This is a genomic window from Streptomyces sp. HUAS ZL42 (genome assembly GCF_040782645.1).
Lineage (GTDB): Bacteria > Actinomycetota > Actinomycetes > Streptomycetales > Streptomycetaceae > Streptomyces.
In genome coordinates this window covers 5,212,183-5,231,327 of record NZ_CP160403.1, presented here as the reverse complement: position 1 = coordinate 5,231,327, position 19,145 = coordinate 5,212,183, and the positions used below count along the sequence as shown (strand labels likewise).

The window sequence follows — 19,145 nt, the reverse complement described above, 5'->3', positions numbered from 1 at the left end:
TCAAGCTTGTCCTGGACGCCCAGATTGACCCGTACAGGTGACTCTACGGACGCGTGTTCAGCCCCGTCGGCGAGCCGCCTCGTACAGCACGATCCCCGCCGCCACACCGGCGTTGAGGGACTCCGCACCACCCGGCATCGGAATGCGCACCCGGAAGTCGCAGGTCTCGCCGACGAGCCGGGACAGCCCCTTGCCCTCGCTGCCGACGACGATGACGACCGGGCCCTCGAGGGCTTCCAGCTCGCCGAGTTCGGCTTCCCCGTCGGCGGCGAGACCCACGACCGTGATGCCGGCCTTCTTGTACGTCTCCAGGGCGCGCGTCAGGTTGGTGGCACGGGCGACGGGCGTACGGGCAGCCGTGCCGGCGGACGTCTTCCAGGCACCGGCGGTCATGCCGGCCGCGCGCCGCTCCGGTACGACGACGCCGTGCCCGCCGAAGGCGGAGACGGACCGTACGACCGCACCCAGGTTGCGCGGGTCGGTCACGCCGTCGAGGGCGACGATGAGCGGGTCCTCGCCCGCGTCGTGGGCGGCGTCGGCGAGGTCCTCGGGGTGGGCGTACTCGTACGGCGGGACCTGGAGCACGAGCCCCTGGTGGTTGAGCCCGTTGGTCATGCGGTCGAGTTCGGGCCGCGGGGCCTCCATCAGGTTGATGCCACCGCGCTCGGCGGCGAGCTGGAGCGCCTCCCGGACCCGCTCGTCGTTGTCGATGAACTGCTGGACGTAGAGCGTGGAGGCGGGTACGCCCTCGCGCAGTGCCTCGACGACGGGATTACGGCCGACGACGAGCTCGGACGACGACTTGCCGCCGCCCCGCCGCTGCTGCGGACGGCCCTGCGCGCGGCGCGCCTTCGCCTGCGCGGCGCGCTGCTTGGCGTGCCCCTTGCGCATCTCGGCGGGCGGCGTCGGCCCCTTGCCCTCGAGGCCCCGGCGCCGCTGGCCGCCGCTGCCGACCTGCGCGCCCTTCTTGCCGGACATGCGGCGGTTGTTCGCGGCCATGACCTACCTGTCTCTGTGAAGCGTGCGTACGTACGTCTATGAAGTGTGCCGCCCGGGGAGCCGGGCGGCACAATCGATCACCGGAATCCCGGACTTTGGGACTCCTGGAATCCTGGACGACTCAGCGCGGGCCGAGGCTCCAGCGCGGTCCCTGTGGGCTGTCCTCGATGACGAGTCCGGACTGGTTGAGCTGGTCGCGGATGGCGTCCGCGGTGGCCCAGTCCTTGCGGGCGCGGGCGGACTCGCGCTGGTCGAGGACGAGGCGTACGAGGCTGTCGACGACGCCGTGCAGATCGTCGCCGCGGTCGGCCTCACCGGCCCAGCGCGGGTCGAGCGGGTCGAGTCCGAGGACGCCGAGCATGGCGCGTACCTCGGCGAGGCGGGCGACGGCGGCTTCCTTGTCGTCGGCGGCCAGTGCGCTGTTGCCCTGCCGGACCGTCGTGTGCACGACGGCGAGTGCCTGCGGTACGCCGAGGTCGTCGTCCATGGCCTCGGCGAAGGCGAGCGGGACCTCGGCGGCGGGTTCGACGGCTCCGCCGGCCTTCTCCACGACGCGCTGCACGAAGCCCTCGATCCGCGCGAAGGCGGACTCGGCCTCGCGCAGGGCCTCCTCGCTGTACTCGATCATGGAGCGGTAGTGGGGGGTGCCGAGGTAGTAGCGCAGGACGATGGGTCGCCACTGCTTGACCATCTCGCTCACGAGCACGGAGTTGCCCAGGGACTTGGACATCTTCTCGCCGCTCATGGTGACCCAGGCGTTGTGCACCCAGTACTGGGCGAAGTCGTCGCCGAACGCCTTGGCCTGGGCGATCTCGTTCTCGTGGTGGGGGAAGATCAGATCGAGCCCGCCCCCGTGGATGTCGAATGCGGCACCCAGGTACTTGTGGGCCATGGCGGAGCACTCGAGGTGCCAGCCCGGGCGTCCCCGCCCCCACGGCGTCTCCCAGCTCGGCTCCCCCGGCTTGGCGGCCTTCCACATGGCGAAGTCGCGCTGGTCCCGCTTGCCGGTCTCGCCCTCGCTCTCGGGCTGACGCAGGTTCTCCAGCTCCTGGTTGGAGAGCTGGAGGTAGTCGGCGAAGGAGCGCACGTCGAAGTAGACGTTGCCGTCGGCCTCGTAGGCGTGCCCGCGCTCGATGAGCCCCCGCATCATCTCGATCATCTCGGGCACGTGCCCGGTCGCACGCGGTTCGTACGTCGGCGGCAGGCAGCCGAGGGCCTCGTACCCGTCGGTGAAGGCCCGCTCGTTCTCGTACCCGATCGACCACCAGGGGCGGCCCTGGTCGGCGGACTTGGTGATGATCTTGTCGTCGATGTCCGTGACGTTCCTGATGAACGTCACGTCATAGCCGCGGTACTCGAACCACCGCCGCATGATGTCGAAGTTCAGCCCCGACCGGATGTGCCCGATGTGGGGCGCGGCCTGCACGGTGGCACCACACAGGTAGATCGAGACACAACCCGGCGTGAGCGGGGAGAAGTCACGGATCTGCCGGGCGCTGGTGTCGTACAGGCGAATAGTCACGTGTCCAGGGTAGTGGGCAGAGGGGAGTGCCTTGCGACCTCCGGCCCAAGGGGGACGCATTCGTGACGTCGACCTGCGGCGCTCGGGCCGGCGTGACGTGTCCGCCCGAGTCGGGCGGCGACTGGGCAAGGGCCCGGAAGTCCAGGGCGGAGCCCCGCCGCGCTGTGGGCAAAGCCTCAGGACCAACCCAACGGCGGAGCCGACCGACTGCACGAGGCAGGTACACGTCTCCCAGCCGGGCGCCGGGCAGGCAAGCCGCGGCGCAGGGGCGAAGCCCCGCGGACACCGCCGAGCTCCGGGAACGCCGTTCACCAAGGGGCACTCGCCGACCGAGCCGGCCAAGCCCAGGGGTGCACGGGCGAAGCCCCGCCAGGGGTGCGGGGGACGCGTCCCTACCAGGGTTCCGGGCGAAGCCCCGCCAGGGGCGCACGGGCGAAGCCCCGCCAGGGGCGCACGGGCGAAGCCCCGCCAGGGGCGCACGGGCGAAGCCCCGCCAGGGGCGCACGGGCGAAGCCCCGCCAGGGGCGCACGGGCGAAGCCCCGCCAGGGGCGCACGGGCGAAGCCCCGCCAGGGGCGCACGGGCGAAGCCCCGCCAGGGGCGTACGGGCGAAGCCCCGCCAGGGGCGTACGGGCGAAGCCCCGCCGGGTCCGGGCGGAGCCCCACCCGGGGTGCAGGGGACGCGTCCCCACCGAGGTCCGGGGCGGACCCCCAGGACGAGGGTCACTCCCCACCGTGCCGGGCGGATGGGCGGGCACGACCGGGGTGCAGGGGCGCAGCCCCGCCAGGGTGCGGGGGGACGCGTCCCCACCGGGGTCCCGGGCGAAGCCCCGCCAGGGGCGCACGGGCGAAGCCCCGCCGGGTCCGGGCGGAGCCCCACCCGGGGTGCAGGGGACGCGTCCCCACCGAGGTCCGGGGCTAACCCCCAGGACGAGGGTCACTCCCCACCGTGCCGGGCGGATGGGCGGGCACGACCGGGGTGCAGGGGCGCAGCCCCACCAGGGTGCGGGGGGACGCGTCCCTACCGGGGTCCCGGGCGAAGCCCCGCCAGGGGCGCACGGGCGAAGCCCCGCCGGGTCCGGGGCGGAGCCCCAGGAACGGCAGCCCCTCACCCCGCCGGGTCGGGAAGGCGGGTGGGCAGAAGAACGCGGCGTCAGACGACCCGTACCACCAGCGCCGTGGCCACCGCCATCAGCCCCTCTCCCCGTCCGGGGAACCCCAGCCCGTCCGTCGTCGCCCCGGACACCGACACCGGTGCCCCCGCCGCCTCCGACAGGACCTTCTGCGCCTCGTCCCGCCGCTTGCCGATCTTCGGCCTGGGGCCGACGACCTGCACCGCGATGTTCCCGATCCGGAAGCCGGCCGCCCGCACGATCCGCGCGGCCTCCGTCAGCAGCACGACTCCCGACGCACCGGACCACTCCGGCCGCCCCGTGCCGAAGTGCTGCCCCAGATCACCGAGCCCCGCCGCCGAGAACAGCGCGTTGCAGGCGGCGTGTGCGACGACGTCCGCGTCGGAGTGACCGGCCAGTCCGGGCCCCTCGCCCTCCCACTTCAGGCCGGCGCACCACAGCTCGCGGCCCTCCTCGAAGGCGTGGATGTCCGTACCGATGCCCACCTGGGGCAGCACGGGCAGCGACTCGGGCGGCTCAGAAGCCATCGTTCAGCCTCCTGCGCGCCAGCACGGCCTCCGCCAGCACCAGGTCCAGCGGGCGCGTGACCTTGAAGGCCTCCTCGTGTCCCGGCACGACCACCACCCGCTGCCCGAGCTGCTCGACCATGCTCGCGTCGTCGGTGACGTTCTCGGTCACCGTCTCGTGCGCCCGGATCAGCGTCGCCCGGTCGAAGCCCTGCGGCGTCTGCACCGCCCGCAGCCGCGCCCGCTCGGGCGTGGCGACGACCGGCTCGGGGTCACCCACGACCCCCGCCGGTTCGACCTCCTTGACGGTGTCCGCGAGCGGCAGCGCCGGCACCACGGCCGCAGCGCCCTCCCGTACCGCCTCGATCACGGCGTCCACCGTGTCCACCGGCACCAGCGGCCGCGCGGCGTCGTGCACGAGCACGATGTCGTACTCCGGCGGCAGCGTGTCCAGCCCCAGCTTCACGGACTCCTGCCGCGACTCCCCTCCAGGGACGACCAGGAAGTCCGTCCGTTCGGGCAGCGCGTGCGCGTCGAGCAGGGACTTGACCTCACCCGCGCCGTCGGGCGGGGCCACGACGACGACCAGCGAGACGGCCCGCGACGCGGCCATGGCGCGCACCGCGTGGATCAGCATGGGAGTACCGTTCAGCGCGCGTAGCGCCTTGGGGGCGCCCGGGCCGAGGCGTACGCCCCGACCGGCGGCCGGGATCACCGCAGCGGTGCGCGAAGGTGCGGGCGAAGGGCGCGAATCGTCAGACATCGGTTCCTGTCAGGTTTGTGTGCTCGGCCTACGTGGGTATGGCCACAGCGTGCCGGGCGCGACGCCTTGACCGGACCCTTCCGTGACACCGGTCGAGACAGCTGCCCGGGCCCGGCACGCCAAGTATCGGGGGGAGTTCCCCCGAGATGAACGTACTCGCGGCGTCCGAGCGCGAACATGCCGCAGCGCCCGGCGACGGGAATGCGTCATCGGGCACCGCGGCATTTCAATGTACTGAGCTGGGCGGGCAGGCTGCCTGCACAGGGACGCTCAGGACGCGAGAACCTCGTCGAGCAGAGCCTCGGCCTTGTCCTCGTTCGTGTTCTCCGCGAGGGCGAGCTCGCTCACCAGGATCTGCCGAGCCTTGGCGAGCATGCGCTTCTCACCTGCGGAGAGTCCGCGCTCGCGCTCACGACGCCACAGGTCACGCACGACTTCCGCGACCTTGATGACATCGCCGGAGGCGAGCTTCTCCAGATTTGCCTTGTAACGACGAGACCAGTTCGTGGGCTCCTCGGCGTACGGCGCGCGCAGCACCTCGAAGACCCGGTCCAGCCCGTCCTGACCGACCACATCACGCACGCCGACGAACTCCGCATTGTCCGCTGGCACACGCACCGTCAGGTCACCCTGGGCGACCTTCAGCACCAAGTAGGTCTTGTCCACGCCTTTGATCTGGCGAGTTTCGATGGCCTCGATCAGCGCGGCCCCGTGATGGGGATAGACCACGGTGTCGCCAACCTTGAACGTCATGTGACAGGTACCCCTTCCGTGGCTATCCAGGGTAACACGGATACGGCGTCTTCTGAATGGCGTTTTCGCAGGTCAGGGCATATCTCGGGGCTTGACAACAGCAACAGGAACGTGCTGCGCGGGCCGACCGGAAGCAGGTATTCGCAGGTCGGAGCGGCTCTTCGGGGAGGGTGAAACGCACCCGTTACACACATCCGGAGACCCCTCCAGGCGGCCGAACATCCACAAATGTCCGGTTCCAAGTGATCGACTTCCGCTACTCCGTTCGGTGCGCGGAGTCGGATACGAGACGAATCCGGAATTGATCACAGGGGCTCCCGGAACAGCCGACCGATCCGTCGTGATCACTGTCGCGATCACCTCCGTGATCGCCGATGTGATCAATTCTCCGGGCGGTCGCGCATTCCTTCACGGAAATTTTTGCGCGCCGTCACCACGGAGACTCGGGGAGGCTTATGTGAATGCCGTACGAGTACGAGTCCAATGGGACTCCGGAGTCACGCGAGACCGGTGAGGGAGAGCCGGTACACACCCCTGCATGAGCGAAGCCAGGGGCTCGGGGGAGGGTCGGGTGCGGCAGCCCGGGAACGGCTCGGTAGCCTAAGGCCGCTGACAGACACTTAGGGCGGCTTTATTAAGGAGAGCCGCCCCTGCGTTCAAGGAGTTGCCGCCGCCGTGAGCAGCAGCCTTCGACGCGGCGCCCTCGCCGCTTCCGCCCTCGCGTTCTCGATCGCCTCGCTCGCTGGCTGCGCCGCCGGCAACGACTCTCAGACACTGGAGATCAAGCCGGACAACGCCGCCACCTCGGTCGGCGACATCAAGCTGCAGAACGTGCTGGTCATCACCCAGCCCGACCTGGAGTCGACGGGCCCCGCGGTGATCTCCGCGACCGTCTTCAACACCGGCCGCACCGCCCAGACGCTGGACTCCATCACCTTGGACGGTGGTGAGTCCGCCGACATCTCGCCCGCCAAGGGCAAGGGCGAGCTGACCATCCCGGCCGGCGGCTCGGTCGTCATCGGCGGTGAGAACAACGCCTCCGCGGTGCTGCCGCGCGGCCGCGAGGCGGTCCAGGACGGCAACGCCCAGAAGCTCACCTTCACCTTCAGCGAGACCGGCGAGGTGAGCCTGCGCGCCTTCGTCGTCCCCGCCAAGGGCTACTTCTCCAAGTGGGGCCCCAGCGAGATGCCGGCCGCGCCGGGCGCCTCGCCGAGCGAGAGCGCGAGCGAAAGCGCGAGCGGGGAGCCGGGCGAGGGCACCGCGGGCTCGCCGTCCGAGTCCGCCTCGGGCGAGGCCTCGCCGTCGGGCTCGGCCGCCGGCCACTGAGCGGTCGTACGACGGCTGTCCGGTCGTACGACGGCATCCGGCCGTGGACGAGAAGGGCGGGACCTCACCGGGAGGTCCCGCCCTTCGTCACGTACGCCCGACGCAGGGGCGATGTGCGCCCAGCGGTTTACGGCTCGAACTTGTAGCCGAGGCCCCGCACCGTCACCAGGTACCGCGGCGCACCCGGGTCGGGCTCGATCTTCGCGCGCAGCCGCTTCACGTGGACGTCGAGGGTCTTGGTGTCGCCGACGTAGTCGGCGCCCCACACGCGGTCGATGAGCTGCATGCGGGTGAGCACGCGGCCGGCGTTGCGCAGCAGCATCTCGAGGAGGTCGAACTCCTTGAGCGGCAGGTCCACCTTCGATCCGGACACCGTCACCACGTGGCGGTCGACGTCCATGCGGACCGGGCCGGCCTCCAGGGCCGCCGGGGCGACCTCCTCCGGCTCGCCACGGCGGCGCAGCACGGCGCGGATGCGGGCGACCAGTTCGCGCGAGGAGAACGGCTTGGTGACGTAGTCGTCGGCTCCTATTTCCAGGCCGACGACCTTGTCGATCTCGCTGTCCTTGGCGGTCACCATGATCACGGGGACATTGGAGCGGCCGCGCAGCTGGCGGCACACCTCCGTGCCGGGCAGGCCCGGCAGCATCAGGTCGAGGAGGACGAGGTCGGCGCCGTTGCGCTCGAACTCGTCGAGTCCGTCGGGCCCGGTAGTCGCGACGGCGACCTCGAAGCCCTCCTTGCGGAGCATGTACGACAGGGCGTCGGAGAAGGACTCCTCGTCCTCGACGACGAGCACACGGGTCACGGAAGGACCTCCGGGGCGGAAAGCGTTTGGTACGCGGTTGACTCGGGGGGTGTCTCGGTGGGCTGCCCGTCCTCTTCGTCGAGGTCGGGATGCTGGTGTGCCCGCTCTCGGGCGGCACCCGCCTCCGGCAGCCGCAGGGTGAAGGTGGAGCCCTGTCCCTCCGAGCTCCACACCGTGACCTCCCCGCCGTGCGAGGCGGCCACGTGCTTGACGATCGCCAGGCCGAGGCCCGTACCACCCGTGGCACGGGAGCGGGCCGGGTCGACACGGTAGAAGCGCTCGAAGATGCGCTCCTTGTCCTTGTCGGAGATCCCGATGCCCTGGTCGGTGACGGCGATCTCGATGTGCTCCCCGCCGGGCGCGGTCACCCGGCGGGCGGCTATGCCGACGCGGGTGCGGGCGGGCGAGTAGTTGACGGCGTTCTCGACGAGGTTGCCGAGGGCGGCGGCGAGCTGGCCGCGGTGGCCCCAGACGTGCAGGTCGGCCGTGCCGCCGGCGGCCATCGTGATCTGTTTCGTGCCCGCCGCTTGCCGGCAGCGGTCGATGGCCTCGGCGACGAGCTCGTCGACGCGGACGGGCTCCGCGTCCTCGAGGGGATCGTCGTTCTGCACCCGGGACAGGTCGATGAGCTCCTGCACCAGGTTGGTGAGCCGGGTGGCCTCGATCTGCATCCGTCCGGCGAAGCGCTCGACGGCCTCCGGGTCGTCGGCGGCGTCCATGACGGCCTCGGACAGCAGGGAGAGCGCCCCGACCGGGGTCTTGAGCTCATGGCTGACGTTCGCCACGAAGTCGCGGCGAACGGCCTCGATGCGCCGGGCCTCGGTGAGGTCCTCGACGAGGAGGAGCACGAGCCGGGAGCCGAGGGGCGCGACGCGCGCGGAGACGGCGAGGGCCTCGCCGCGTCCGGTCCCGCGCCGGGGAAGGTCCAGTTCGACCTGGCGTATCTCGCCGTCCCTGCGGGTGTCCCGCGCCATCTGCAGCATGGGCTCGACGGCGAGCTTGCCGCCCCGTACCAGCCCGAGGGCGTACGCGGCGGAGCTGGCCTTGACCACGGCGTCGGCTTCGTCGAGGACGACGGCGGAGGACCGCAGCACGGACAGCACGGTGTCCACGCCCGGCGGGAGCACGGGGTCCGTGTGCAGGGAGGTGCGGGTCGGGCGCTTCTGCTCCCGCTCGCTCCAGCGGAACGCCAGCGCAGCGATCACGCCGGTGAGCACCCCGGCGATCGCTGCCGCTGCGGCGACCGCCGCGTTCACGTCCATGCGTCCAGGTTAGGCATGGGATACGGCCCGGCCACAGCCGTCGAGGTGCGAGCTCGAACACTCGTCGCCCAGAGTTCACCTTGGAGCCAGTAGTGGTTCATTTGGGGTGACGGAAACCGACGCGTACGGGCCGGAACGTGGGAGCGTGGGGTTCGCAGCGCCGGTCTCACGGCCGGTTCTGGCCCCCGGAGCCCCCAAGAATGACGTACGAGAGGGAACCCTGATGCGGGACGCGTACCACGAGGAACTGGATTCGATCGGCGACGGTCTGGTGGAGATGGCCCGGCTGGTCGGCTCGGCGATCGGGCGCGCCACGACGGCGATCCTCGACTCCGACCTGAAGCTGGCCGAGAGCGTGATCGAGGCCGACAAGAAGGTCGACGATCTGCAGCACGACCTTGAGGCGCGCGCCATAGCGCTCCTGGCCCGGCAGCAGCCGGTCGCCACGGACCTCCGGATCGTCGTCACGTCGCTGCGTATGTCCGCGGACCTGGAGCGCTCCGGCGACCTGGCCCAGCATGTGGCGAAGCTCGCCCGGCTGCGCTTTCCGGAGCGGGCGATCCCGCAGGACCTGCACGCCACCATCCTGGAGATGGGCCAGCTCGCGCAGCGCCTGATGGCGAAGGCGGCCGAGTGCATCATCACCAAGGACGTCGACCTGGCCCTCCAGCTGGAGACGGACGACGACGCGATGGACCTCCTCCACCGCACCCTCTTCCAGCACCTGATCGACGAGCGCTGGAAGCACGGCATCGAGACGGCGGTGGACGTCACGCTCCTCGGCCGTTACTACGAGCGCTTCGCCGACCACGCGGTGGCGGTCGCCAAGCGCGTGGTGTTCCTGGTGACGGGCGAGCACGCGGACGATCTCCAGCAGGACCTGCAGCCGGAGATCCAGCCGGTGACCGGGGGCGAAGGAGCCTGACGGCCAGGGAGTGAAAGGGACGGTGCGGAGCGCGCCCGAGCCTCTGTGCGCCGTTGATGCGCCCAGCGGACCGGGCATCCAATGGGCAAAGGCGGCAAGGCACCAGTCTCGAGGAGGGCCCATGGCCGAATCCCCCAGCACGACGCCCGACCCCACGCAGGAGCGCGAGACCGAGCAGCCTGCCGAGATCAGGAACCTGATGCTCATCGGCGCCTGCGGCTGCGGTTCGGGCTGCGGCTGCGGCTGCCAGTCGGGCAACCCCTGCCAGTGCGGTTGAGGGCGTACGACGCATCAGACCTCGTACGACGCTGAAGGGCCCCGGCGGAAGCCGGGGCCCTTGGCCTGTGCGCGTGCCGACCGGCCCGCCCGGTGGCGCATGGGCCCCGGCTCGACCGGGCGGCGACTCGGGAGCAGGATGGAAGCGGACGCGGAAAGAAGAGGCGAGCGCACCGAAAGGGGGTGCGAGGCCATGGCCCAGTTCATGGACGTCCACCACGATATGAAGGGCATCACGGCCGAACAACTGAGGGAAGCCCACCAGGCCGACCTCGCGGTAGAAGGGGACGAGGGCGTGCACTTCGAGCGCGCCTGGGCGGACCCGGAGTCGGGAACCGTCTACTGCCTCTCCCAAGGCCCCTCGGCCGAAGCGGTCCAACGCGTCCACGAACGCGCGGGCCACAAGGCGGACGAGGTCCATCCGGTACCGCTGTCGATCTGGTGATCCCCTGTCGGAGCCGACCCCTGCGCCTGCGCCGAGCGCGGGCGCAGGGGTCTACCACCTGGCTGCGGCGGGCCAGAGCCACGCTTGAAGAACCAGCCGATCTTGCACACCGTCCGAGTCCCCGATACAACCATCGGGTGACAAACGACTCCGAGCCGAAAGCTCGGTGGACCAAGGACGAGGCTGGAGCCACCCTGGCCGCCACGACAGCTTTTCTGTTCGTTTCTGATCCACTTCATGAAGCGGCGAAGAAGCTGAACCAGGAGTACGACCAGGTGGCCGCTGCCCTCGCCAGCTTGGCCATCACATTCCTCGCGTACTGGGTAGGGCTGCGAGCGATGAGGAAGCTCCCCTGACAAGTGGTGCGGCACCCGTGATGACCTGGGCCGGCTTCTGGGCACTGATCGATGCCCTGACGGACCCACAGAGGGCCCCGACCCACCAAGAAGCCCCCTGCCTGAAGCGAACCCGCAGGCAGGGGGCTTGATCAGTCGGGCTTACTTCTTCTTGCCCTGGTTCTTGACCGCCTCGATCGCTGCCGCGGCCGCATCCGGGTCGAGGTAGCGGCCGCCCGGCGTGAGCGGCTTGAAGTCGGCGTCGAGTTCGTAGGCGAGCGGGATGCCTGTCGGGATGTTCAGGCCCGCGATGTCGGCGTCGGAGATGCCGTCGAGGTGCTTGACCAGGGCGCGGAGGCTGTTGCCGTGGGCGGCGATCAGGACCGTGCGGCCGGCCAGGAGGTCGGGGACGATGCCGTCGTACCAGTACGGGAGCATGCGGACGACGACATCCTTCAGGCACTCCGTGCGGGGGCGCAGCTCCGGGGGGATCGAGGCGTAGCGGGGGTCGTCGCTCTGCGAGAACTCCGTGCCGTCCTCGAGCGGGGGCGGCGGGGTGTCGTACGAGCGGCGCCACAGCATGAACTGCTCCTCGCCGAACTCGGCCAGGGTCTGCGCCTTGTCCTTGCCCTGGAGGGCGCCGTAGTGGCGTTCGTTCAGGCGCCAGCTGCGGTGGACGGGGATCCAGTGGCGGTCCGCGGCCTCGAGGGCCAGCTGCGCTGTGCGGATCGCGCGCTTCTGGAGGGACGTGTGGACCACGTCGGGCAGCAGGCCGGCGTCCTTCAGCAGCTCACCGCCGCGGACTGCCTCCTTCTCGCCCTTCTCGTTGAGGTTGACGTCCACCCAGCCGGTGAACAGGTTCTTCGCGTTCCATTCGCTCTCGCCGTGGCGGAGGAGGATCAGCTTGTACGGTGCGTCGGCCATGCGATGAGCCTAATCCACGCCTTTCGTGCCGTCCGCCCCCTGCCCGAGGGGCGGACAGTTGACGGGATCTGTTAATTCGGTGGCCTTCCACGGACCCGGCTTTGTAAGTTGTGCCTGCCGCCAGAGGCACTTACAGGCCTTTGTAGCTGCCTACAGCCGCTGACATCCGTGGGGGGATCCGTCTTGTCCGTCGCCGCCCTCAGACGTGCCGCCCGGGACTCCGTCTCCGGGCTTCCCCGTGAGTTCTGGTGGCTGTGGACCAGCACCCTCGTCAACCGGCTCGGCGCCTTCGTGGCCACCTTCATGGCGCTGTACCTGACCCTCGACCGCGGCTACTCCGCCTCGTACGCCGGTCTCGTCGCCTCCCTGCACGGCCTCGGCGGGGTCGTCTCCTCCCTCGGGGCGGGGGTCATGGCCGACCGGCTCGGGCGGCGGCCGACCCTGCTCGTCGCCCAGGCCTCCACCGCCGTGGCCGTGGCGCTGCTCGGGTTCGTACGGGATCCCGCCGCCATCGCCGCGGTCGCCTTCCTGGTGGGGATGGCGAGCAACGCCTCCCGGCCCGCCGTGCAGGCGATGATGGCCGACATCGTGCGGCCCGAGGACCGCGTGCGCGCCTTCTCCCTCAACTACTGGGCCATCAACCTCGGCTTCGCCGTCTCCGCCATGGCCGCCGGGTTCATCGCCGAGGTCAGCTACCTCGCCGGGTTCCTGATCGAGGCCGGTATGACGATGGCCTGTGCCGTCCTCGTCTTCCTGAAGCTGCCGGAGTCGCGGCCCCGGCGCACGGCCACCGAGAAGGCCGGGGAGGAAGGGGTCGGGCTCGGGACGGTGCTGCGTGACGGGCGGTTCATGGGTGTCGTCGGGCTGTCCTTCCTCATCGCGCTCGTCTTCCAGCAGGGGTCGGTCGGACTGCCCGTGGCGATGGGCGCGGCGGGCTTCACCCCCGCCGACTACGGCATGGCCATCGCCGTCAACGGTGTGCTCATCGTCGCGCTCCAGATCCCGGTAACCCGTTTCATCGAGCACCGCGATCCGCGGCGGCTGCTCGTGCTCTCCGCCCTCCTCGCGGGTTACGGCTTCGGGCTCACCGCCTTCGCCGGATCGGTCGGCGTCTTCGCGCTCACCGTGTGCGTGTGGACGCTCGCCGAGATCGTCAACGCGCCGACGCAGACGGGGCTCGTCGTCCGCCTCTCCCCCACGCACGGGCGCGGCCGCTACCAGGGGATGTACACCATGTCCTGGTCGGTCGCCGCCCTCGTCGCCCCGCTGATGTCCGGCTTCGTCATCGACCGGTTCGGCGCGGTGTGGTTGTGGGGGCTGTGCGCGGTCGTCGGTACGGCGGCCGCGGTGGGGTACGAGGCGCTCATGCGGCGCCTCCCGGTGGCGGGCGCGGCGGGCGGCGACGCCTCTGCCGCGGCGAAGCCCGAGGTCAGCGCGGCCTGAGCCACTACGGTGACGACCATGACCTCGCCACCGCCCACCTGTCCGCGGTGCCGCACCGCCATGAAGTACGGCGGCCTCGTCCTCTGCGGCCGCGAGGACGACGGCCGACGCGTCTGCCGCACGCTGTGGCGCTGCTCCCGTCGCCACCTGTGGTGGGCCTGGGCAGACCGGCCGGAGGCTCCGCTCGAGCCGTGCCCCCATCCGGAGCTGTTCCGCCGCTGAGGCCCACTCGCGCCGCCTGCCCAATCCTCCTCACGGATGCATCCGCGCCCCCTTCACCACCTTGTCCACCGCGTTCCTCGGCCCGTACACCGCCAGCCCCACCAGATCCAGCTCCCCCGTCGGCACCGCCCGTACCGCCGCCCGGTTGTCCCGGTCGTTGCCCGTGGTGAACAGGTCGTGGGTGAAGACCGCGCGCGGGAGTGCACGGCTCAACGCGCGCGCGTGCGCCGTCGTCAACGTCTCCTTCGTGGCCTCGAAGACCAGCACCGGCTGCCGGAACATGGGCAGGTACGGCACCCCGTCCCCGTCCTCGTAGGGCTCCCCGATCAGTTCGGGGAGCTGTGCGCCCAGGCCGCTGACCAGGAACGCGGTCACGTTCAGCCGCTGCCATGTCTCCAGGTCCTCGCGCAGCAGCACGGCGATCTTGGTGTCGAAACGGATGGGTGCCTCACTCGCCTCACTCATGGGAAGAGACTGCCGACCGGCGCACGACGCCGTCTTGTACGTTCTTTGCATGGCCGCTCAGCGTGCTCAGGGCGAAGTGGACGAAGTCTCCGCGTGGCGTCCCCGTGTCCCCGGCGTCGTCGAGGTCTTCCACGCCCACTTCACCGAGTACGCCTACCCGATGCACGTACACGAGGCCTGGACGCTGCTGATCGTCGACGACGGCGCCGTACGGTACGACCTCGACCGGCACGAGCACGGCACCCCGCACGACACCGTGTCGCTGCTGCCGCCGCACGTCCCGCACAACGGCTCCCCGGCCACCCCGCACGGTTTCCGCAAACGCGTCCTCTATCTCGACGGCACCCACCTCGGCGACGACCTCATCGGGCCCGCCGTCGACGGTCCCGACCTGCGTGATCCCCTGCTGCGGCAGCGCGTGGGGCAGTTGCACACGGCGCTCGCTCAGCCCGGCGACGAGCTGGAGGCGGGCAGCCGGCTGACGTTCGTCGGCGAGCGGCTGCGGGCGCATCTGCGGCCGGGAGTCTCCGCGCCGGGTCCGCGGCGCGATCCCGCTCTCGCGCGCCGGCTGCGCGAACTCCTCGACGAACGCGTCACCGAGGGCCTCACCCTGGAGGAGGCCGCCACGCTCGTCCAGGCGCATCCCGCCCATCTGGTACGTGCGTTCAGCGGCGCGTACGGCATCGCACCGCACCAGTACCTGACGTCCCGCCGGGTGGACCGGGCGCGCCGGCTGCTGCTCGAGGGCCGGACACCGGGTGAGACGGCGGCCCTGACCGGGTTCTACGACCAGGCCCATCTCACCCGGCACTTCAGGAAGTTGGTGGGAGTGACACCGGGGCGGTACGCCCGGTACGCGCGCGCTTGACCGCCCCTCCGGGGGCCGTCCTCAGTCCGCCGGGCGCTGTGTGAGGTGCGCGAACGCGTCCAGGTTCCGTGTCGGCTCGCCCCGGGACACCCGCCACGCGTACTCCCGGCGGATGGCGCCCGCGAAGCCCAGTTCCAGGAGGGTGTTGAAGCTGCCGTCGGCGGCCTCCAGGACCTGGCCGAGGAGGCGGTCGATCTCGTCGGCCGTGACGGCCGAGACGGGCAGCTTCGCGGTGACGTAGACGTCGCCGAGCCGGTCCACGGCGTAACTCACGCCGTACAGCTTGAGGTTGCGCTCGAGGAGCCAGCGGTGGACGCCCGCCTCGTTCTCGTCGGGGTGGCGGATGACGAAGGCGTTGAGGGAGAGGGAGTGGCGGCCCACCAGCAGCGAGACCGTTGTCGACAGCTTGCGGGTGCCGGGGAGTTTCACGACGTAGTTGCCGGGTTCGGGGCTCTCCCACTCCAGTTCGGCGTCCTTCAGGACGGCCTCGATGACCTGCGACGCGCGCTGCTGCTCACCCATGGTGGGAGCGTACGCGACGACGGTGGGCGTGCATCGCGGCCGTGTAGACGTCTGCCGTCGCCGCGGCGGCGGTGTCCCAGCCGAAGGACTGGGCGTGCCGGGCTGCGGCCGCGCCCATGCGGGACGGCAGCTCCGGGCGGTCGGCGAAGCCGGCGAGCACGCGCGCGTACGCGGCGGGATCGTGGCCCTGGACGAGGACGCCGGTCTCGCCGTCGCGCACGGCCACCGGCAGCCCGCCGACCGCGGCCGCGAGCACCGGCGTACCGGTCGCCTGCGCCTCTATGGCGACGAGGCCGAACGATTCGCTGTAGGAGGGGACGACGAGGACGGACGCGGCGCGGAACCAGTCCGCCAGCTGCTCCTGGCCGACGGGCGGACGGAACCGTACGACGTCCGCGATGCCGAGCCGGGCCGCCAGCTTCTGCAGGCCCTCCGGCTTGGCGAGGCCGCTTCCGCTGGGACCGCCGACGATCGGTACGACGATGCGGGAGCGCAGGTCGGGCCGCTCGCCCAGCAACACGGCGACCGCGCGCAGGAGCACGTCGGGTGCCTTCAGGGGCTGGATGCGGCCCGCGAACAGCGGGATCAGCGCGTCCTGGGGGAGGTCCAGGCGGGCTCGGGCCGCGGCGCGGCCGTCCGCGGGGCTGAAGCGGGCGAGGTTCACGCCGGGGTGGACGACGGCGACCTTGTCGAGGTCGGCGGCGTAGTGCCGGACCAGCTCGTCGGCCTCCTCGGCGGTGTTGGCGATGAGGCGGTCGGCGGCCGCGACGATCTGGGTCTCGCCGATGACGCGGGCGGCGGGCTCGGGGGTGTCGCCCTCGGCGAGCGCGGCGTTCTTGACCTTGGCCATGGTGTGCATGGCGTGCACCAGGGGAGCGCCCCAACGCTGGGCGGCGAGCCAGCCGACGTGGCCGGAGAGCCAGTAGTGCGAGTGGACGAGGTCGTAGTAGCCGGGGCGGTGGCCCGCCCAGGCCTGCATCACGCCGTGGGTGAAGGCGCACAGCTGGGCCGGGAGCTCTTCTTTCGCCAGGCCCTCGTAGGGGCCGGCGTCGATGTGGCGAACCAGGACGCCGGGGGCCAGCTCGACGGTGGCGGGGAGGGCGGCCGTGGTGGCGCGCGTGAAGATCTCGACCTCGATGTTGATCGCGGCGAGGCGCTGCGCGAGCTCCACGATGTATACGTTCATTCCGCCGGCGTCGCCGGTGCCGGGCTGGTGGAGCGGTGAGGTGTGCACCGAGAGCATGGCGATGCGGCGAGGACGGCGGTGCAGGCGCAGCCGGTGGGGTGCCGCCGGGGAGCGACGCCCGAGCCTGCTGACGTACTGGCTCACGTGGCGTTCCTCCTTGCTGCGGGCATGCCGGACGGAGGGAGTGGGGTGCCCTCCAAAGTGCGGCAACACCGGAGGGAAGGGTTCCCATTCCGTGCGGGTTCCGTGCGGGGTGTTTTTTACCGAGCCATTACCGATGTCCGCTCAACCGTTCGATGGCCGGGTGCGTGGAGGCCCGATCCTCAGTGGAGGCCCGATCGCCACCGGCCCGGGCGCCGCCCATACCCTCGTACCCATGACATCCCGCGCCGCCCGCCCCGTGGGCACAGTCACGCGCGGGACCACCAACCCCAACCGCCTGCGCCGCATGGACCGCTGGATCGCGGCGACGTACGGCGCCGAGCTGCGCCGGGCCGGCGCGCCGGTCGCCGTCGACCTCGGCTACGGCGCCGCTCCCTGGACGGCGGTCGAACTTCTCGCCCGGCTCCGCTCGGTCGCACCGCACGCGCGCGTGGTGGGCGTCGAGATCGAACCGGCGCGGGTCGCGGCCGCGCGGCCGTTCGAGCGGGAGGGACTCGTCTTCCGGCACGGCGGTTTCGAGATCCCCATCCCCCAGCGGCCCCATCTCGTCCGTGCCGCCAACGTCCTGCGGCAGTACGACGAGGCCGAGGTCGCCGCGGTCTGGCAGCGGCTGTGCGCGCGGCTCGCACCGGCCGACCCGGCGACCGGCGCGCGGGGCGGGCTGCTGGTCGAGGGGACGTGCGACGAGATCGGACGGCGGCACGTGTGGGTCGCACTCGGCCCGGAGGGACCGCGCACGGTCACCTTCGCGACGCGGCTCGGGTCGCTCGACCGCCCCTCCGACCTGGCGGAGCGCCTGCCGAAGGCGCTCATCCACCGCAACGTCCCGGGCGAACCCGTGCACGCCTTCCTGCGCGACTTCGACCGCGCATGGGCCGCGGCCGCGCCCTACGCCTCCTACGGCGCCCGTCAGCGCTGGATACGCGCGGTGCGCGACCTCACCGCCGACTGGCCGGTGACGGACGGGCCCGTGCGATGGCGGCAGGGCGAAGTGTCGGTGCGGTGGGACGCGTTGGCGCCGCGCATCCCCTGACCGCACACCCCGGCCCTGGCCCGCAGGGAACGATCTACGTGAGTCGTTCGTCACAAAGGCGGGGAGATGGTCATGCCGGGGAGGGAACGGGGGGAAGGCTCCCTCTGTCGTTTTGTGGCACAACGTGGCACGATCCCCCAGGCACCCGTAAGTTACTGACGGTAAATCAGTTTTGGGGGAAGTATGGGTACGGGCAAGCGCGGCCTGATCGCGGCGGCTGTGACCGTGGTCTGCGCGGTCACGGTGCTGGCGGTACCGGGCACGGCGTTCGCGAGCCCTAGCCCCACCCCGACCCCGACGGCCACCCCGACCATCCGGGCCGGCAAGGACCTTGAGGCCGTACGCGAGAAGCTCGACGCGCTCTACCACGACGCGGCCGTGGCCACGGACGCCTACAACGCCGCCGAGGAGAAGGCCGAGCAGCAGTCCGCCGAGATCGTCGAACTGGCCAAGAAGATCGTCAAGGGCCAGGAGAAACTGGACGAGTTGAAGGACCGCGCGGGCTCCGCGGCCGCCGCGCAGTACCGCACCGGCGGGCTGCCGGACGAGGCCAAGCTGATGCTGAGCGACGACCCGCGGGAGTTCCTCGACGGCGCCGGCCGGGTCCTGCAGGGCGAGAAGGCGACCAAGGGCCTGATCGCGGAAATGACCCGCACCCAGCAGGACTTGGAGCAGTACGCCAAGGACGCCTCCGCCCAGTGGCAGCAACTGGAGGCCAACCGCCAGGCCAAGGCCGAGGCCCAGAAGAAGATCGAGAAGCAGATCGCGGCGGCCGAGAAGCTCGAGGCTCAGCTGGAGAAGGAGGAGAAGGAGCGCCTCGCCGAGCTTGAGGCGGAGGCCGCGTACAAGGCGCAGACGGCCTGGCTGGACTCGGGCATACTCGACGAAATCAACGGCAAGGCGTCCGAACAGGGCAAGAAGGCCGTGAAGTTCGCCACCGACCAGATGGGCAAGCCGTACGTATGGGGCGCCGAGGGCCCCGGCTCGTACGACTGCTCGGGCCTGACCTCACAGGCCTGGCTGGCCGCCGGCCACGGCATCCCGCGCACCTCGCAGGAGCAGTGGAAGCAGCTGAAGCACATCGCCGTCAAGGACATGCGCCCCGGCGATCTGATCATCTACTTCGACGACGCCAGCCATGTCGGGATGTACATCGGCGACGGGGCCATCGTGCACGCCCCGCGGCCGGGGCGGACGGTGACGATCGCGGGGGCGGGCTCCATGCCGATCCTGGGCGTGGTCAGGCCCGATGCATGAAATACCGGATA

General features: G+C 71.1%; 21 protein-coding genes. 10 read left to right on the top strand and 11 right to left on the bottom strand.

Going from position 1 to position 19,145, the window contains the following annotated elements:
- Positions 1–57: 57 nt before the first annotated feature.
- The 5 genes from rlmB to ABZO29_RS24115 form a co-directional block, all read right to left on the bottom strand.
- The gene (gene rlmB, locus ABZO29_RS24135) at positions 58–999 is read right to left on the bottom strand and encodes a 23S rRNA (guanosine(2251)-2'-O)-methyltransferase RlmB (protein ID WP_367322254.1); all 942 of its coding nucleotides are present in this window, start codon (positions 997–999) and stop codon (positions 58–60) included.
- A gap of 121 nt (positions 1,000–1,120) precedes the next feature.
- Entirely contained in the window at positions 1,121–2,521 is a 1,401-nt protein-coding gene (gene cysS, locus ABZO29_RS24130) for a cysteine--tRNA ligase (protein ID WP_367322253.1), read from the bottom strand.
- A 1,152-nt stretch (positions 2,522–3,673) separates the two neighbouring features.
- On the bottom strand, positions 3,674–4,180 hold the full coding sequence (gene ispF, locus ABZO29_RS24125) for a 2-C-methyl-D-erythritol 2,4-cyclodiphosphate synthase (RefSeq protein ID WP_367322252.1): 507 nt from the start codon (positions 4,178–4,180) through the stop codon (positions 3,674–3,676).
- Complete coding sequence (ispD, locus tag ABZO29_RS24120; protein WP_367322251.1) at positions 4,170–4,922, bottom strand: 2-C-methyl-D-erythritol 4-phosphate cytidylyltransferase; 753 nt, start codon at positions 4,920–4,922, stop codon at positions 4,170–4,172. The genes ispF and ispD overlap by 11 nt, the downstream gene beginning before the upstream one ends.
- 270 nt (positions 4,923–5,192) lie before the next feature.
- Complete coding sequence (locus ABZO29_RS24115; RefSeq protein ID WP_003953493.1) at positions 5,193–5,675, bottom strand: CarD family transcriptional regulator; 483 nt, start codon at positions 5,673–5,675, stop codon at positions 5,193–5,195.
- Positions 5,676–6,350: 675 nt separating this feature from the next.
- Here ABZO29_RS24115 and ABZO29_RS24110 point away from each other — a divergent pair.
- Complete coding sequence (locus ABZO29_RS24110) at positions 6,351–7,001, top strand: DUF461 domain-containing protein (RefSeq protein ID WP_367322250.1); 651 nt, start codon at positions 6,351–6,353, stop codon at positions 6,999–7,001.
- Positions 7,002–7,128: 127 nt separating this feature from the next.
- Here the strand turns inward: ABZO29_RS24110 and ABZO29_RS24105 are convergent, their stop codons facing one another.
- Together ABZO29_RS24105 and ABZO29_RS24100 are read right to left on the bottom strand one after the other, a co-directional pair.
- The gene (locus ABZO29_RS24105; RefSeq protein WP_073941673.1) at positions 7,129–7,809 is read right to left on the bottom strand and encodes a response regulator transcription factor; all 681 of its coding nucleotides are present in this window, start codon (positions 7,807–7,809) and stop codon (positions 7,129–7,131) included.
- Positions 7,806–9,071 (bottom strand): sensor histidine kinase, encoded by a 1,266-nt coding sequence (locus ABZO29_RS24100; RefSeq protein WP_367322249.1) that lies wholly within the window; start codon positions 9,069–9,071, stop codon positions 7,806–7,808. Before ABZO29_RS24100 ends, ABZO29_RS24105 begins: the two co-directional genes overlap by 4 nt.
- 223 nt (positions 9,072–9,294) lie before the next feature.
- Here ABZO29_RS24100 and phoU point away from each other — a divergent pair, with 223 nt between their 5' ends.
- The 4 genes from phoU to ABZO29_RS24080 all read left to right on the top strand — a co-directional run bounded on the left by phoU (position 9,295) and on the right by ABZO29_RS24080 (position 11,073).
- Positions 9,295–9,996 (top strand): phosphate signaling complex protein PhoU, encoded by a 702-nt coding sequence (phoU, locus tag ABZO29_RS24095; RefSeq protein WP_367322248.1) that lies wholly within the window; start codon positions 9,295–9,297, stop codon positions 9,994–9,996.
- A gap of 121 nt (positions 9,997–10,117) precedes the next feature.
- Entirely contained in the window at positions 10,118–10,273 is a 156-nt protein-coding gene (locus tag ABZO29_RS24090; RefSeq protein ID WP_353694908.1) for a hypothetical protein, read from the top strand.
- Between the two features lie 192 nt (positions 10,274–10,465).
- A complete protein-coding gene (locus tag ABZO29_RS24085; protein WP_367322247.1) occupies positions 10,466–10,717 on the top strand; it encodes an SCO4226 family nickel-binding protein in 252 nt (83 codons plus the stop codon).
- 137 nt (positions 10,718–10,854) lie between these two features.
- Positions 10,855–11,073 carry a hypothetical protein gene (locus tag ABZO29_RS24080; protein WP_367322246.1) on the top strand — a complete coding sequence of 73 codons (219 nt, stop codon included), beginning with the start codon at positions 10,855–10,857 and terminating at the stop codon, positions 11,071–11,073.
- A 141-nt stretch (positions 11,074–11,214) separates the two neighbouring features.
- Here ABZO29_RS24080 and ABZO29_RS24075 read toward each other — a convergent pair whose 3' ends face one another.
- Positions 11,215–11,976 (bottom strand): phosphoglyceromutase, encoded by a 762-nt coding sequence (locus ABZO29_RS24075; RefSeq protein ID WP_367322245.1) that lies wholly within the window; start codon positions 11,974–11,976, stop codon positions 11,215–11,217.
- 183 nt (positions 11,977–12,159) lie between these two features.
- Between ABZO29_RS24075 and ABZO29_RS24070 the strand changes: the two genes are divergently transcribed.
- Together ABZO29_RS24070 and ABZO29_RS24065 are read left to right on the top strand one after the other, a co-directional pair.
- Positions 12,160–13,419, top strand: a complete 1,260-nt coding sequence (locus tag ABZO29_RS24070) for an MDR family MFS transporter (protein WP_367322244.1) — start codon at positions 12,160–12,162, stop codon at positions 13,417–13,419.
- An 18-nt stretch (positions 13,420–13,437) separates the two neighbouring features.
- Entirely contained in the window at positions 13,438–13,641 is a 204-nt protein-coding gene (locus ABZO29_RS24065) for a dehydrogenase (RefSeq protein ID WP_367322243.1), read from the top strand.
- A 30-nt stretch (positions 13,642–13,671) separates the two neighbouring features.
- Here ABZO29_RS24065 and ABZO29_RS24060 read toward each other — a convergent pair whose 3' ends face one another.
- On the bottom strand, positions 13,672–14,106 hold the full coding sequence (locus tag ABZO29_RS24060) for a DUF2000 family protein (RefSeq protein WP_367322242.1): 435 nt from the start codon (positions 14,104–14,106) through the stop codon (positions 13,672–13,674).
- Positions 14,107–14,155: 49 nt separating this feature from the next.
- On the opposite strand from ABZO29_RS24060, the gene ABZO29_RS24055 reads away from it, so the two are divergent.
- Entirely contained in the window at positions 14,156–14,974 is an 819-nt protein-coding gene (locus ABZO29_RS24055; protein WP_367322241.1) for an AraC family transcriptional regulator, read from the top strand.
- A gap of 21 nt (positions 14,975–14,995) precedes the next feature.
- Here the strand turns inward: ABZO29_RS24055 and ABZO29_RS24050 are convergent, their stop codons facing one another.
- Together ABZO29_RS24050 and mshA are read right to left on the bottom strand one after the other, a co-directional pair.
- Complete coding sequence (locus ABZO29_RS24050) at positions 14,996–15,496, bottom strand: YbjN domain-containing protein (protein ID WP_367322240.1); 501 nt, start codon at positions 15,494–15,496, stop codon at positions 14,996–14,998.
- Complete coding sequence (mshA, locus tag ABZO29_RS24045; RefSeq protein ID WP_367322239.1) at positions 15,489–16,826, bottom strand: D-inositol-3-phosphate glycosyltransferase; 1,338 nt, start codon at positions 16,824–16,826, stop codon at positions 15,489–15,491. Before mshA ends, ABZO29_RS24050 begins: the two co-directional genes overlap by 8 nt.
- A gap of 232 nt (positions 16,827–17,058) precedes the next feature.
- Here mshA and ABZO29_RS24040 point away from each other — a divergent pair, with 232 nt between their 5' ends.
- Both ABZO29_RS24040 and ABZO29_RS24035 read left to right on the top strand, forming a co-directional pair.
- Positions 17,059–17,877, top strand: coding sequence for a class I SAM-dependent methyltransferase (locus ABZO29_RS24040; protein ID WP_367322238.1), 819 nt, complete (start codon positions 17,059–17,061; stop codon positions 17,875–17,877).
- 183 nt (positions 17,878–18,060) lie between these two features.
- Entirely contained in the window at positions 18,061–19,134 is a 1,074-nt protein-coding gene (locus tag ABZO29_RS24035) for an NlpC/P60 family protein (protein ID WP_367322237.1), read from the top strand.
- Positions 19,135–19,145: the final 11 nt, after the last annotated feature.

Coding starts and splice junctions, on each gene's coding strand:
- rlmB (WP_367322254.1), bottom strand. CDS start 999: ATGGCCGCGAACAACCGCCGCATGTCCGGCAAGAAGGGCGCGCAGGTC.
- ispF (WP_367322252.1), bottom strand. CDS start 4,180: ATGGCTTCTGAGCCGCCCGAGTCGCTGCCCGTGCTGCCCCAGGTGGGC.
- ispD (WP_367322251.1), bottom strand. CDS start 4,922: ATGTCTGACGATTCGCGCCCTTCGCCCGCACCTTCGCGCACCGCTGCG.
- ABZO29_RS24115 (WP_003953493.1), bottom strand. CDS start 5,675: ATGACGTTCAAGGTTGGCGACACCGTGGTCTATCCCCATCACGGGGCC.
- ABZO29_RS24100 (WP_367322249.1), bottom strand. CDS start 9,071: ATGGACGTGAACGCGGCGGTCGCCGCAGCGGCAGCGATCGCCGGGGTG.
- phoU (WP_367322248.1), top strand. CDS start 9,295: ATGCGGGACGCGTACCACGAGGAACTGGATTCGATCGGCGACGGTCTG.
- ABZO29_RS24090 (WP_353694908.1), top strand. CDS start 10,118: ATGGCCGAATCCCCCAGCACGACGCCCGACCCCACGCAGGAGCGCGAG.
- ABZO29_RS24085 (WP_367322247.1), top strand. CDS start 10,466: ATGGCCCAGTTCATGGACGTCCACCACGATATGAAGGGCATCACGGCC.
- ABZO29_RS24075 (WP_367322245.1), bottom strand. CDS start 11,976: ATGGCCGACGCACCGTACAAGCTGATCCTCCTCCGCCACGGCGAGAGC.
- ABZO29_RS24065 (WP_367322243.1), top strand. CDS start 13,438: ATGACCTCGCCACCGCCCACCTGTCCGCGGTGCCGCACCGCCATGAAG.
- ABZO29_RS24060 (WP_367322242.1), bottom strand. CDS start 14,106: ATGAGTGAGGCGAGTGAGGCACCCATCCGTTTCGACACCAAGATCGCC.
- ABZO29_RS24055 (WP_367322241.1), top strand. CDS start 14,156: ATGGCCGCTCAGCGTGCTCAGGGCGAAGTGGACGAAGTCTCCGCGTGG.
- ABZO29_RS24050 (WP_367322240.1), bottom strand. CDS start 15,496: ATGGGTGAGCAGCAGCGCGCGTCGCAGGTCATCGAGGCCGTCCTGAAG.
- ABZO29_RS24040 (WP_367322238.1), top strand. CDS start 17,059: ATGACATCCCGCGCCGCCCGCCCCGTGGGCACAGTCACGCGCGGGACC.
- ABZO29_RS24035 (WP_367322237.1), top strand. CDS start 18,061: ATGGGTACGGGCAAGCGCGGCCTGATCGCGGCGGCTGTGACCGTGGTC.